Origin of the sequence: Clostridium sp. CAG:221 (assembly GCA_000435835.1) — a bacterium.
GTDB lineage: Bacteria > Bacillota > Clostridia > Clostridiales > Clostridiaceae > Clostridium.
Genome location: FR883405.1, coordinates 1 through 12,725, shown reverse-complemented (window position 1 = coordinate 12,725; position 12,725 = coordinate 1). Strand labels below are relative to the sequence as shown.

The following is a 12,725-nucleotide window of genomic DNA, read 5'->3' as shown; positions in this document are numbered from 1 at the left end:
GCTAGTCCTTATTTTTATCTACCAAACCTCAGAAATATAATTTATCATCTTTATATTAACATCGGCTATATATTCATAATTATTCTTAATAAAATATTTCATCATTATAAGCTGTATCATATACAACATATTTTTTATACTTTTTTCTTCATCTATATTCATTTCTACAATAGCTCTATATCCTAAGATTACTTTTCTAGCAAAACTTGGCCATTTTTTTCTCTTTGAAAGATTATCGAAGCCACTAGCCAAGGCACCAGTACATAAATAACACAAATCATATAACCTGGCATTCTTTTCATTTAAATCAAAATCAGTATATCCAGCTAACCTTCCATTATTAAATATAATATTTTGTCCATGAAAATCTCTATGAATTATTTGTCTAGGAAGTTTTTTGTAATCCTTTTCAAAATTATCAATAATATTTAAATAAATCTTATTAAAAGTATCCATATCTTTTTTAGGTAAATTACACCTTTTTAAATATTCATCTATATCTTCTTTTCCCCAAGTATTTACCTCACTAATTGTATAATTATCATAAATCATGTAATTATCATCTAAATTATCTGTTATCTTTTCCAAAGCCTTATGAAGCTTTCCTAAGCATTTTCCTAAATAATATGCTCTTGCAATATAATTGCCCTTATAATAATCAAATAGGGCTTCACCTTTAATTTTAGTAAATAGTGCATAAAACTTATTATTAATTTTTATATAAGTGTTTCCTTCTAAAGATCCTATAACTTTTGGTACAGGTATGCCTTCATTTAAAAGTAACTGAGATACATATATTTTGTGCTTAATATCCTCTTCACTATTACTCATCTTTAATATATAATCATCACCTACAGACCATACATTTGTTTTACTATACACTTTATCATTCTTTTCTTCATCTGATAATTCTATTTCCTTTTCATGAATCCATAAAGGTAATATATCATTTGTAAAGTTATCATTCTTTGAAGTTTCACTCATGGCTTTCCTCCCATATTTTTCACTTTATTTAATACTATGATTATTTTTTAAAACATATCATTAAGTAATATTTTAATTCTCCTAATTTAATAAATTCTTGATATATTATTTTTTTCCTTCACTGAAAATCTCATAAAGGTATATAATTTATGTATAGTATTATATTTTATTGTTAATATTCTAGATAAGTATTCTTTAGAAAGGAGTATGTTATGGGTATTTTAATAAGTTTCTGTTGTATATTTACGTTAGTTACTGTCTTAGCAATGATTATAGAACCTTCAAGATTTAGAAATGGTATTCTTATTCTTTTCTGTATAGCTTTTTGGTGCCTGGCCTTATTAGGTCACTTTTTCAAAAATCCTGATTCTTGGACAACTTTTCTTATTGTAACCTTAATAATGATGGTTCCTATCTGTTATGGACTAATAACATTATTTTTATTTATTAATGGAATAATAGTTATTCTTAGAGAAGGTTTTTCATTTTCTCATAGCTTAAGCTTAATATTATCACTAATTATGTTTACTCTTCCCATTGGACTTGTACTGTTCATAATTTCTAATATGCATAATGGACGTATAAATATCTTATTATGTGCTCTTACATTAATTTTCTATTTTATGATTTCCTTTGGCGGATACTTTTGTTATTCACTGGTATACTCTATTATACCTAGACGTTTAAAATGTAATTATATAATTATCCACGGTGCTGGCTTACTACCTGATGGAACCATGACTCCTCTTTTAAAAAGAAGAGTTGACAAGGCCCTTGCCATTTATTATAAGTGTAAGAAAAAGCCTAAAATTGTTGTATCTGGTGGTAAAGGCAGTGATGAAAAAATTTCTGAAGCAGAAGCCATGGCTAATTATCTTTTTTCAAAAGGTATTGCAAGAAATCAGGTAATATTAGAAAAAAAATCTACCAACACTTATGAAAACTTAAAATTTTCCAAGGAAATCTTAGATGAAATCGAAAATCATGGATATTATAAATGTATTTTTGTAACTAATAACTATCATGTATTAAGAACAGCTTTTTATGCTAGAAAGCTAAATCTTCACGCAAAAGGTGTAGGTTGCCATACTGCTGGTTATTATCTTCCTAGTGCCTTTATACGTGAATATCTGGCTGTGATGAAAATGAATACTAAATCTCTTGTAGTACTGGTTTTTTTGCTAGTTTTAGAATTATTTTTAATTTAATTTTTTAGGTTTTTTACTAATTAATTCTCTAACAATTTTTATTATATAGTACTGTTAGCAGTAAATGTTGTTATTAAAAAAGTGGATAAATTACTTGTCCACTTTACTCTCATTAGGCTTATTTAAAAGTTTTTCCTGCTTGTTAGGCTTCCTGCAATATTTTCTTAAACTTTCTTGCACTGCACCAAACCTTTTATAGTTCTCTCTAGCTTGATTCAATGTTAACCCACCATTTTGATCACTTTTTTCATCATTATCTTATACCCTGTTATTTATTTCATCTTCTATTAATGCTTTTGCAAGATACATTGCTTTTATAATTTTATTTAAGCGAGTGTGATGTCCTGTTCCCTCCGTAAATTTTAACTGTGCTTTTTCTGATTTACTGATTATTGAAACCACTGGTGGCAATGCTGCTAGCATCTCCTCTTTTGTATACTGCTCTATAGTATTTTCATTATTCATCAAGGCTTTTGAAACATACAAAGCTTTAATTCTATTTTTTAAAAGTGTATGCTGGGATGTCCCTTCTGAAAACTTTGGATGTATTTTTTCACAGTTTCTGATTGTTGAATCTATAACATTTAAACTCTCTATTAACTCTTCTTTATTATACTGTTTCATAAATGCTCATCTCCAATTTTAACAGTTATTATTTATCATATAAATGATGCTGTTGTTTATTATACATGGAGATAAAGCATATTTCTATAAAACTTACCTCTTTACTTCATTAATTTTATAAAAATTAAATCATTGCACAAAGAGTTTATTTATTACTACTCATAACCCCTACTAATGGATGTGGTTTATATAATTCTTCTAAATACTTAATTTCTTCATCACTTAAAATGATATCAGCTGCCTTTACTGCACCATCAATATGATGTTTCTTAGTAGCACCTACCACTGGTGCAGTAACTTTGGTCATCAACCAAGCAAGAGAAATTTCTGTCATGGAAACATTCTTTTTATCTGCTATCTCTTCTACCCTTTCAATAATCCTTAAATCATCATTATAAGAATCATCATATTTGCCTTTAGCATATTTATCTTCACTTAAACGTTTTGATTGTTCTCCTGGATGCTTAGCAAGTCTACCTGATGCCAGTGAACTATACGGCGTCATTGCGATATTTTCTTCCTGACAGTATGATGCCATTTCTCTTTCTTCTTCTCTAAATATTAAATTATAATGATTTTGAACTGATATAAATGTTTCCCATCCATTAGCTTTTGCAATTTCATTGGCTTTAGCAATCTGCCAAGCATAACAATTAGATATTCCTATATATTTTACCTTGCCAGCTTGAATCATCTCATGAAGGATTTCCATAGTTTCTTCTACTGGAGTATTATAGTCCCACATATGCAAAATATATAAGTCAACATAATCCATCTCTAATCTCTTTAAACTACTATTTAGACATGTTTCAATGTGTTGTCTTGCGGTTATGCCTTCCTTTATTTGCTCCATAGTACGAGGTATAAATTTAGTGGCAATTACCACATCTTGTCTTTTAGCATATTCTCTCATTGCCTTTCCTAGAAATTCCTCACTTGTTCCACCTTGATATCCCATTGCTGTATCAAAGAAATTAATACCATTATCTAAAGCATATTTTATGATTTCTTTTGATTCTTCTTCTGGTAAAGTCCATGAGTGCATTCCTTTTTCTGCTTCACCAAATCCCATACAACCTACGCATACCCTTGAAACCTTTAAATCTGAATTTCCTAATTGAACATATTTCATTTTTATATCCTCCTGCTTGTTTAATTTTGGAGCAACTACTTGCCTCTTTTCATTTATCTTAATATACGGAAAAGGGGAATTCAATTTACATAAAAATTCAGTTGTCTAAAAGTTGACATTTCACGTGATTTGTCAATTTCTCTTATATGGATTACCTTTGGTCTTTCCATTCTTAAAAAGCTGTTCCATGCCTATGCCACGCATTTCAGTAATCATCTTAGAAATTTCTTCACAAGATACAGGCATATCAGATAATATCCATGAAAGAGTCATGCTACTTGATGCAGTTGCATGATATTCTGTGGCAAATCTTAATGATTCAGGCATAGGCTCGTCTCCATATAGTTCTTGATGCCACTTCAAATCAAATTCTTTACAATGATTAAATATATAGTCCTTTAAACAATTTTGCCCTTCCATAAGGCATGCTTGCTTCATAAAATAATTATATTTTTTCATATTTTCAAAAGCTATTACTAGCGAATCATAAAAGCTTATGTTCATATTATTATCATGAAAATCTGGAATAATCTTTTCCTTATATACATATTGGATTAAATCATTCTTATCAATAAAATGATTATAAAATGTTTGTCTACTGACACCACTTTTTTCTAAAATCTGCTTTACTGTTAATGCTTCTAATGATTTTGTCTCACACAGCTCAAGTAAGGCACTGGCAATGATATTTTTTACATTTATAGCCATAATTAACACCAACCTTTTGATAAATTATATCATATTCATAAACACTTATCTCTATTTGATTGTATAAAAAAACAGCCAAAAACGGCTGCTTAATCATAATCTTTTAATATTTCTATGTGATTTTGCTTAGGTATATTTTTCATAATACTTGCTTTAGTTATTATATCTTTTATATCTGTTCGTTTAGCATATATTATGCTTAACTTTTATCTTTCCATATGATGTTCTGTCATTTTTCTTGTCTTTTTTATCTCATCCATCTTCTTTCTTCTCTTCGCTTTCAATTCTGCTTCTGCTATAACCTCATTTAAACTACGTCTACGCACTTCGTCAACTAGCCTCATATTTCCCTTTTCACTTTGCTGTAAAACTTCTTTTTCATGTTCTTTCTCTTTTAATTTTCTTTCTTCCTCTTCTTTTTCTTTCTTTTCCTCGTAATATCTAGCACTTGTTTTTATTATACTTTCTTCCATACTCCTAGAATAATCATCATAATCTCTTTCTCTAACTAAATCTTCCATAGTATCTTCACTATTATTTTCTTTATAATCAACTATATTTATCCTTGCTATATCTTCAGAATAATTCTTATTTATTTTAAAATTATCTTCACCTTCATCACATGTAATAATATCCTCATCACTCTTCTTAATAAAAATATATTTTCTACATATAATGGTAGCAAATATAATTATCACAACACCAAAAGGTATCATTAGTTCAAACTCCATTTCCCTACCTCCTTAAATAAATTTACAATATTTGTAATTATATCATATTTTACTTATATTGGTATATATAAGTTTAAATGAAAAAGGAGTCGTTATTTATGTCTTATAATCATAATGGCACATATGTCTGTAAAAACTGTGGCAAAGAAGTATTCGTAAATGTTATGGAAGAGGATGTACCTAAATGTTGTGGCCAAACCATGAGCAAAAACAAAAGAGCTAGGATTTTTCCTTAGCTCAATATAACTTACATATTTAATCTTACTTCTTAAATTACTTAATTTATTTCTGTATTACCGTAAGTTGAAATATGATACAATAATTTTCAGTTAAAATTTTTCATTTAAAATCTTAAGGTGATATTATGAATTTAAAATTAAATGACTTTATTTTAAAGGAGCTTAATTTCAATATTAATGATGTTTCTATTAAGACAAAACTATCCGGACTTAATAATGAATGCTATAAAATTGAATATTTAAATACTCCTTATTTTATTAGAATATGTAATAAATCTAAAGACATGGAAGAAAAAAATATAATAAAAATATGCGCACAAAATAACATAGCTCCAAGGCTTTTATATTATTCAGCCGCTTCTGGCAATATGGTTACTGAATGGATAAATGGACACATGCCAAATGAAAGAGAATTTTCTTCCATAGGTTTCATTGCTGATTTAACTACAAAATTAAAAACTCTTCATAGCTTGAAATGCTGTAAGCACTTTAATCCTTTTAATGAAATTAAGGAAAGCTTATTATTATGCGAAAAAAATCAACTTCAATTACCTACCTTTATCAATATACTAATTGATAAACTAAAAACTATTGAATATTTTTGCTTAGAGAATATGGATATAGGACTTTGTCATAATGATCTCAATCCATCAAATATACTTATTACAGGCAATGATTTATACTTTATAGATTATGAGTTTTCAGCCATAGGTGATATATTCTACGACCTTGCCACTTTATCTTGGATGATGAATGATGAGGGTAAAGAAAATCTATTAAAGTTCTATTTTCATAAACCTACCAATTATCACTATAAGAAGCTTGCTTATTATCTTTATGTTGTTAAGTTTTGGAATGCCTGTTGGTCATTACTGAAGTCTAAAGACAATACCAGTACTTATGACTATAAAAAAGGTGCTGAAATGATTTTTCAGGATTTATGGCAGAATTATAGTTTAGATTAACCATATTTTCTTTATCAAAATAGAGGCAGCCCTAATGGGCTACCTCTTTAATTGATATTAATAGTTATAAATAGCTTTATATTTATTATCTAAGTATTGAAGGAAGTACTTTGCTTGAAGCTCTTCCCCAGTAATTTTCTTTATTAAATTACTTGGATCATAAAGATTTGCATATTCATGAACATTTTCCTTTAACCATTTATGCACTGGCTGAAGATTTCCTTTACCAATTTCCTCATAAATTCCTGGTACATCCTTAGTCATCTTATGAAGCATTTGTGCACCATATAGATTTCCTAAAGCATAGCTTGGAAAGTAACCAAATGATCCATCTGACCAATGTACATCTTGCAGTACACCTTCCTTATCATTGGTAGGCTCTACACCTAAATATTCCTTATATTTTTCATTCCAAACTCTTGGTAAGTCTTTAACCTCTATTAAATCATTAATTAGAAGTTTTTCAATTTCATATCTTATTATTATATGAAGACTGTAAGTAAGCTCATCTGCTTCTGTTCTAATAAGTGATGGAGTAACTTTATTTAAAGCCTTATAGAACTGTTCTTTTGAAACTCCTTCAAACTGCCCTTTAAATTGCTTAACTGATTCATTATATAAATAATTGCTAAATTCTCTACTCTTTCCAATGATATTTTCATAAAATCTTGATTGAGATTCATGAATTGCCATTGAAGCTGCAACATTTAAGCCAGTACCCTCTAATGAATCTGGTATATCTTGTTCATAAATGGCATGACCACCTTCATGAATAGCTGAAAATAAAGCTGAAGTAAAATCATTTTCATAATAATGATTTGTTATTCTTACATCCTTATTAGTCATATCAATAGTGTAAGGATGCTCTGTTTCATCCATCCTTCCTCTTTTAAAATCAAAGCCCATAATATCTAGAAGTTTTAAACATAAGCTTTCCTGTTCTGATTTAGGAAATTCTTTATGGAAGAATGAATCATCTATTTCTTTTCCTGTAGATTTAATTTTATTTAATATTTCTACTATGCCATCTCTTAATTCACCAAAAACCTTATCAAGCTTTTCTACAGTAAGCCCTGCTTCATAATCATCAAGAAGGGCATCATATTTATTATCATTATATCCTTTATATTCTATAGACTTTTTAGTAAGCTCTACAATTTTTTCTAAAGCTGGCTTGAAAATTTCAAAATCGCTGGCATTTTTAGCTTTTTCCCATGCTACTTCTCCCCTTGATGCTGCCAGTGAAAATTCCCTAATAAACTCTTCAGGATATCTTTTCTGCTTTTCATAATCCTTTTTAAGTTGTTTTGTCATTCTCTTGTAAGTATAATCAAATTCATCCATATGACTTTCAAAGAACTTAATAAATTCTTCAATCTTTGGTGATACATTTAAATTATGAACTTCTGTCTGGAAAAATGATAATGTTTCAGCTCTAGTTTCTGCCATTGCTTCTGGCATTCCTGTAGTCATATCCCAATACATAAGATTTCCTGCTGTAGTATAGTGATTTATTTTTTTTAAATATTCAGCAAATTCTTTTAATTTTTTTTCTACTTCACTCATATATATAGCTCCCACTTTAATATTTTTATATGAATCTATACTACCACTTTATATAAAATTTTTCCATTGATTTAAAAAGATGATTCCTGTTCACAGTATTGAAACTCTCCTTATATATATGTTAAAATAAGAAAATAATAATATAACTTTTATTAATTTATGTATATTATTATTTTTTTATAGATAACATAATAATATATGCTGATATACATAAAAATTAATTTAATATAAATTATAAATAAAGGAGTATGCTTTTTATGAATAAAAATGAAGTAATTAATATATTAAACTTTAGACATGCCTGTAAAGAATTTAATAATCAAAAAAGTATAAGTAAAGAAGATTTAGATGTTATCCTAGAAGGAGGTCGCTTAGCTCCTAGCTCTGTAGGTATTGAACCTTGGCACTTTATTGTTGTAGAAAATAAAAATCTAAAAGATAAATTAAGTGAAGTATGCTTTGGTGGAACAAAACAAATTCAAACTTGCAGTGACTTTATTGTATTATTAACTAGAACTGCTGATGAAATCAAATCTGATTCTCATTACATCGAATATTTACTAAAAGATGTGCAAAACCTTACTGATGAACATTATAATATGATGAAAGGCTTTTTAAAAAATGTAGATACTATGTTTGATAATGATAAAGCCTTCCAAGCCTATGCAACTGAACAAACATATATTGCTTTATCAAGCATGATGCTTACTGCTGCTATGCTAGAAATTGATTCTTGCCCTATTGGAGGAATGGATAAGAAAGCTGTTACTAAAATTCTTGTGGAGGAAGGTTTGCTAGACACTAAAAAGTTCCAAGTAACCCTTGGTTGTGCTTTTGGTTACCGTGCTAAGCCTGCCACTCCTAAGAAACGTCAACCCCTAAGTGAAGTATCTACCATTGTAAAATAAAGAACAATTGATATGGATTCAAAAGTTGAAAATAATCTAAGCGAATAATGTTAAATTAAAAAATCAGCTTTATTTAGAAAAAAAACTAAATAAAACTGATTTTTTAACAATTTCACTTAATACTATCTAGCTTGATATTTCCATTGGCTCGTCTACTGTTATCCTTATTTCTAAAACACACCGCTTAGTGGCCTTTTGGATTACTATCTTAAGATTTTTATATTCAAAACTTTCTCCCACCTTTGGTATCTTGCCAAACTGTTGCATAACCCAGCCATTAACTGAGTTCACCTCAAATTCTTCTTCCAAATCAAACTCTTCTAGTACCTTTTCTATATTGGCGTTACCTCTGACAATATACTCATCTTCAGCTATCTTTTCAATATCATTTACCACCTTATCATGCTCGTCCCAAATTTCTCCTACCAATTCCTCTAAAATATCCTCTAAAGTTATAATTCCCATAGTACCACCATACTCATCTGCTATAAGAGCCATATGAGATTTATTATTTTGTAAGACTTTTAGTAATTGTGATAACTTCATATGAGGTTGTATAACATTAAGAGGCTTAATAATACTACTAATTTCTTCGTTCTTATTATTGACCACAATATTAATAAGATCCTTTTCATTAATTATACCAATAACATTATCTATATTATCATGATAAACTGGAATCCTTGAAAATCCACTTTCAATAAATAGGTTCAAGAGTTCTTCCTTGCTGCAGCTATCTTTTATGGCAACCATATCAACACGTGGTGTAAAAGCTTCTATAACTTCTTGATCATTAAGCTCTATGGCGCTTTTAATTATTTCTAATTGCTGTGGATTGATTCCACCTTCATTTTCTGCTTCTTCAGCTATTGTTAATATTTCATCTTCAGTAATACCTGAATGCTTTTGTATTTTAAATACCTTGCTTATGACCTTTTTCCATAGACAAAATAAATTATTTACAGGTTTTAAAATAATGCAAAAAGCATTAAGCAATGGTGCTGAAACTATGGCAAAACTTTCTGGAATATCTTTTGCTATACTCTTTGGTGAAATTTCACCAAAAATAAGTATTAGAATAGTCATAACAATAGTTGAAACTGTAACACCTGAACTGCCCAATAACTTAGTGAATAAAACTGTTGCTAAAGATGCTGTGGCAATATTAACAATATTATTACCAATTAAAATTGTTGATATCACTGAGTCATACTTTTCAGAAAGCTCTAAAGCAAGCTTTGCTTTTTTATTTCCCTTATTAGCTATACTTTTTAGCTTAATCTTATTTAACGACGAATACGCAGTCTCTGTTGCTGAAAAATAAGCAGACATTATAATTAATAAAACTAAAATTAAGATACTCGATATACTATCTTCCATACATATTTCCCCTTATCTTTAATTTAACTCTTCATTTTCTATATGAATACCATTTATTTAAATTTGTTCATTAATCCTTTCAAAAAATATAAATGCAAAAAGACATAACCTCCATTTTAAATAAAAATGCAGACTATGTCCTATATTATAATTTCCATGTTTATCATATATAACTTAGCCGTTTGTTCATCATTTTCACACGACTTATACATTTAGCTTCCCTTCCTTTTTACCATTTATAATATTCTATTCATATAAATACAAAATATTTCCTATTAATAATATAATATCATATTTCTGTAATTTGTAAAAAAATATAAATAACTCTATGTTCTGAGAACCTTTATGAATCTAATTAAAAATATACTTATAAAAATAAGAGCACCAAAGAAAAGGTGCTCTCATTTTTATGCTGAACATGGCATAAGCTTATCTATTTTCCATTATTAATATGAATCCTTCTATTCCTTCCACATAGGCTCTATATATTCCTTTATCAATTTCATTCTGTCCTTAACCCTTGGTTTAAAATATGAAGCAATAATAATTACCATATTCTCCTTAGGATTAATGTATATAACATTGCCACCATCCCCTAAAGCAGCAAATGAATGCTCTTCTTTATTGTGAAAAATAATATCACCTGGCACCTCAATTTCAAGTGGTTCAAATAAATATTTCTTAGCAAAATTCAGTACAGTCATTGCTGTTGTATTTTCTATAATGCCAGAAAAAATATCTGGTCCTATAACAGGTGCATATCTAAATTCTCCTATCTTTCCTTTTCCCCCAAGTAAATCTAAAGAAGATTTCACCCAATCTTCACTTGTAAAGTACTTTGTATACGGTGCATATTTGTATTTATATGGAGCAATCATGGTCATCATATGATAAAGTGTAATGCTCTGAATTGTTTTTTCACGTTTCTTTACAATATAATCAGGAAAAAAATCTAAAATTGGTTGATGAATACTCTTTATATACCCCTTATCTATTGCTATACCAATTAAAATCGAAAGAATACTTTTGGTAACTGAAAACACATGAAAGGGACTGTTTTTTGTACATTCATTTTCATAATACTCATATACAGATACTCCATTCTTTTGCACTATAATAGCACCAGTATTCCCATACTTTTCTCTAATGATTTGTTCTAATTTTATTGTATCCATTTAAAATTCCTCCATTTCTTCAAATGGGTTCAATTGGCAAATAGATGTCAACCTTAATTATATGATCTTTTTCTTGCTGAGGATTATTTAAGTACACCTCAAAAGGACAAGCATTTCTTGGAACATATCCACTTGTCATAAGCCATTGTTGATACATATAATCCCATGCATCTTCAAATTGCTCCTGGGTGATTTCAAAATGTCCCACTGCATATAATCCACCTTCTATAGTCATTACGCCAAGCATTCCGTCTTCCTTTGCTGTACAAGACTTAGGAACAGTTATACATAAACTAGTTCGAAACTATTCTTCCTTTCCGAATTCAGGATTATCATGATACATGGCAAGAACTTGATTTTCATCAGCTTTCAAAAGTTTCTGTTTTGCTGCAGCTCTAAAAAGATTTTCCATTAATCTTGCATATTCCTTAGCTAACGAAGTGTAGTTACCAGTGTGTCTAATATATACCACTTGAAATTCTTCCACTTTTTTAAGTTGAATTTGTCCAGTTATAGGAAACGGATTTGTTACCCATTCTTTCTTTTTCTCAGGTTTATTGTACATGGATATAAAAATATTTTCTTTGCATTTCGTGCTATATTTTTTTCTATACTCAAAGGGACTTATTCCATAATAATTTTTAAAAGCTCTTGAAAAAATAGCTGAATCAGTAAAGCCTAAATCATATGCAATATCAGTAATATTTCTATCTTTTCTATGGGCCAACATAAACAAAGCATACTCCATACGAATTCTATTTACATAATGAGATAAAGACTCATGTAATACACTTTTAAAAATACGGTTAAAATTATATTTTGAAAAACCAGCTACATCAGACAACTCTTTGGTAGACATATTCCTCCAATAGTTATTTTCAATATAATCTTGAACCTTATGTATTCTACTAACATACTGACACTTATAATCATCTAACACTTTTCCTCAACCCCTAAAACATGCTTTAAATTAATACTTGTCTTTCAAAGCCATATTCATGTAATGTAAGACTATCATCAATTATTTCATCATAAATCCCCTCTGCTCTTTTAAAACCATTCTTTATATATAAATGCTAAGATAATAATGTACAGAGTTGCTAAT

At 28.8% G+C, this 12,725-nt stretch carries 13 protein-coding genes and 2 pseudogenes; 4 read left to right on the top strand and 11 right to left on the bottom strand.

The window, feature by feature from the left end; all coding sequences use genetic code 11:
- Nucleotides 1-18 precede the first annotated feature (18 nt).
- A complete protein-coding gene (locus tag Q5O44_RS09060) occupies nucleotides 19-984 on the bottom strand; it encodes a phosphotransferase (protein ID WP_022168095.1) in 966 nt (321 codons plus the stop codon).
- A 212-nt stretch (nucleotides 985-1,196) separates the two neighbouring features.
- Between Q5O44_RS09060 and Q5O44_RS09055 the strand changes: the two genes are divergently transcribed.
- Nucleotides 1,197-2,192, top strand: coding sequence for a YdcF family protein (locus Q5O44_RS09055; RefSeq protein WP_022168094.1), 996 nt, complete (start codon nucleotides 1,197-1,199; stop codon nucleotides 2,190-2,192).
- A gap of 90 nt (nucleotides 2,193-2,282) precedes the next feature.
- Here the strand turns inward: Q5O44_RS09055 and Q5O44_RS09050 are convergent.
- From Q5O44_RS09050 to Q5O44_RS09030, 5 genes and pseudogenes are all read right to left on the bottom strand, one after another.
- Nucleotides 2,283-2,435, bottom strand: a pseudogene (locus tag Q5O44_RS09050) (CPCC family cysteine-rich protein); the annotation flags it as partial.
- Nucleotides 2,436-2,450: 15 nt separating this feature from the next.
- Nucleotides 2,451-2,816, bottom strand: a complete 366-nt coding sequence (locus tag Q5O44_RS09045) for a hypothetical protein (RefSeq protein ID WP_022168093.1) — start codon at nucleotides 2,814-2,816, stop codon at nucleotides 2,451-2,453.
- Between the two features lie 145 nt (nucleotides 2,817-2,961).
- A complete protein-coding gene (locus tag Q5O44_RS09040; protein ID WP_022168092.1) occupies nucleotides 2,962-3,948 on the bottom strand; it encodes an aldo/keto reductase in 987 nt (328 codons plus the stop codon).
- Nucleotides 3,949-4,080: 132 nt separating this feature from the next.
- Nucleotides 4,081-4,656 (bottom strand): TetR/AcrR family transcriptional regulator C-terminal domain-containing protein, encoded by a 576-nt coding sequence (locus Q5O44_RS09035; protein ID WP_022168091.1) that lies wholly within the window; start codon nucleotides 4,654-4,656, stop codon nucleotides 4,081-4,083.
- Between the two features lie 206 nt (nucleotides 4,657-4,862).
- On the bottom strand, nucleotides 4,863-5,387 hold the full coding sequence (locus tag Q5O44_RS09030) for a hypothetical protein (RefSeq protein WP_022168090.1): 525 nt from the start codon (nucleotides 5,385-5,387) through the stop codon (nucleotides 4,863-4,865).
- 98 nt (nucleotides 5,388-5,485) lie between these two features.
- On the opposite strand from Q5O44_RS09030, the gene Q5O44_RS09025 reads away from it, so the two are divergent.
- Both Q5O44_RS09025 and Q5O44_RS09020 read left to right on the top strand, forming a co-directional pair.
- Nucleotides 5,486-5,623, top strand: coding sequence for a hypothetical protein (locus Q5O44_RS09025; protein WP_022168089.1), 138 nt, complete (start codon nucleotides 5,486-5,488; stop codon nucleotides 5,621-5,623).
- Between the two features lie 128 nt (nucleotides 5,624-5,751).
- Nucleotides 5,752-6,591, top strand: a complete 840-nt coding sequence (locus Q5O44_RS09020; RefSeq protein WP_022168088.1) for a choline kinase family protein — start codon at nucleotides 5,752-5,754, stop codon at nucleotides 6,589-6,591.
- 57 nt (nucleotides 6,592-6,648) lie between these two features.
- On the opposite strand, the gene Q5O44_RS09015 is transcribed toward Q5O44_RS09020, so the two are convergent.
- Nucleotides 6,649-8,157 (bottom strand): carboxypeptidase M32, encoded by a 1,509-nt coding sequence (locus tag Q5O44_RS09015; protein WP_022168087.1) that lies wholly within the window; start codon nucleotides 8,155-8,157, stop codon nucleotides 6,649-6,651.
- Between the two features lie 257 nt (nucleotides 8,158-8,414).
- On the opposite strand from Q5O44_RS09015, the gene Q5O44_RS09010 reads away from it, so the two are divergent.
- Nucleotides 8,415-9,065: an NAD(P)H-dependent oxidoreductase gene (locus Q5O44_RS09010; protein WP_022168086.1), complete on the top strand. Its 651-nt coding sequence runs from the start codon at nucleotides 8,415-8,417 to the stop codon at nucleotides 9,063-9,065.
- 126 nt (nucleotides 9,066-9,191) lie between these two features.
- On the opposite strand, the gene Q5O44_RS09005 is transcribed toward Q5O44_RS09010, so the two are convergent.
- The 4 genes and pseudogenes from Q5O44_RS09005 to Q5O44_RS08990 form a co-directional block, all read right to left on the bottom strand.
- Nucleotides 9,192-10,445, bottom strand: a complete 1,254-nt coding sequence (locus tag Q5O44_RS09005; protein WP_022168085.1) for an HlyC/CorC family transporter — start codon at nucleotides 10,443-10,445, stop codon at nucleotides 9,192-9,194.
- Nucleotides 10,446-10,906: 461 nt separating this feature from the next.
- Nucleotides 10,907-11,620 (bottom strand): serine hydrolase, encoded by a 714-nt coding sequence (locus Q5O44_RS09000; RefSeq protein ID WP_022168084.1) that lies wholly within the window; start codon nucleotides 11,618-11,620, stop codon nucleotides 10,907-10,909.
- A 19-nt stretch (nucleotides 11,621-11,639) separates the two neighbouring features.
- Nucleotides 11,640-11,912 (bottom strand): annotated as a pseudogene (locus Q5O44_RS08995) (GyrI-like domain-containing protein); the annotation flags it as partial.
- A 12-nt stretch (nucleotides 11,913-11,924) separates the two neighbouring features.
- On the bottom strand, nucleotides 11,925-12,560 hold the full coding sequence (locus Q5O44_RS08990; RefSeq protein WP_022168082.1) for an AraC family transcriptional regulator: 636 nt from the start codon (nucleotides 12,558-12,560) through the stop codon (nucleotides 11,925-11,927).
- Nucleotides 12,561-12,725 lie beyond the last annotated feature (165 nt).

What these genes read in the sequence shown, in the direction of transcription:
- Q5O44_RS09035 (WP_022168091.1), bottom strand. Translation starts at nt 4,656, where the DNA reads ATGGCTATAAATGTAAAAAATATCATTGCCAGTGCCTTACTTGAGCTG.
- Q5O44_RS09005 (WP_022168085.1), bottom strand. Translation starts at nt 10,445, where the DNA reads ATGGAAGATAGTATATCGAGTATCTTAATTTTAGTTTTATTAATTATA.
- Q5O44_RS09040 (WP_022168092.1), bottom strand. Translation starts at nt 3,948, where the DNA reads ATGAAATATGTTCAATTAGGAAATTCAGATTTAAAGGTTTCAAGGGTA.
- Q5O44_RS09030 (WP_022168090.1), bottom strand. Translation starts at nt 5,387, where the DNA reads ATGGAGTTTGAACTAATGATACCTTTTGGTGTTGTGATAATTATATTT.
- Q5O44_RS09010 (WP_022168086.1), top strand. Translation starts at nt 8,415, where the DNA reads ATGAATAAAAATGAAGTAATTAATATATTAAACTTTAGACATGCCTGT.
- Q5O44_RS09060 (WP_022168095.1), bottom strand. Translation starts at nt 984, where the DNA reads ATGAGTGAAACTTCAAAGAATGATAACTTTACAAATGATATATTACCT.
- Q5O44_RS09015 (WP_022168087.1), bottom strand. Translation starts at nt 8,157, where the DNA reads ATGAGTGAAGTAGAAAAAAAATTAAAAGAATTTGCTGAATATTTAAAA.
- Q5O44_RS09020 (WP_022168088.1), top strand. Translation starts at nt 5,752, where the DNA reads ATGAATTTAAAATTAAATGACTTTATTTTAAAGGAGCTTAATTTCAAT.
- Q5O44_RS09025 (WP_022168089.1), top strand. Translation starts at nt 5,486, where the DNA reads ATGTCTTATAATCATAATGGCACATATGTCTGTAAAAACTGTGGCAAA.
- Q5O44_RS09055 (WP_022168094.1), top strand. Translation starts at nt 1,197, where the DNA reads ATGGGTATTTTAATAAGTTTCTGTTGTATATTTACGTTAGTTACTGTC.
- Q5O44_RS09000 (WP_022168084.1), bottom strand. Translation starts at nt 11,620, where the DNA reads ATGGATACAATAAAATTAGAACAAATCATTAGAGAAAAGTATGGGAAT.
- Q5O44_RS09045 (WP_022168093.1), bottom strand. Translation starts at nt 2,816, where the DNA reads ATGAAACAGTATAATAAAGAAGAGTTAATAGAGAGTTTAAATGTTATA.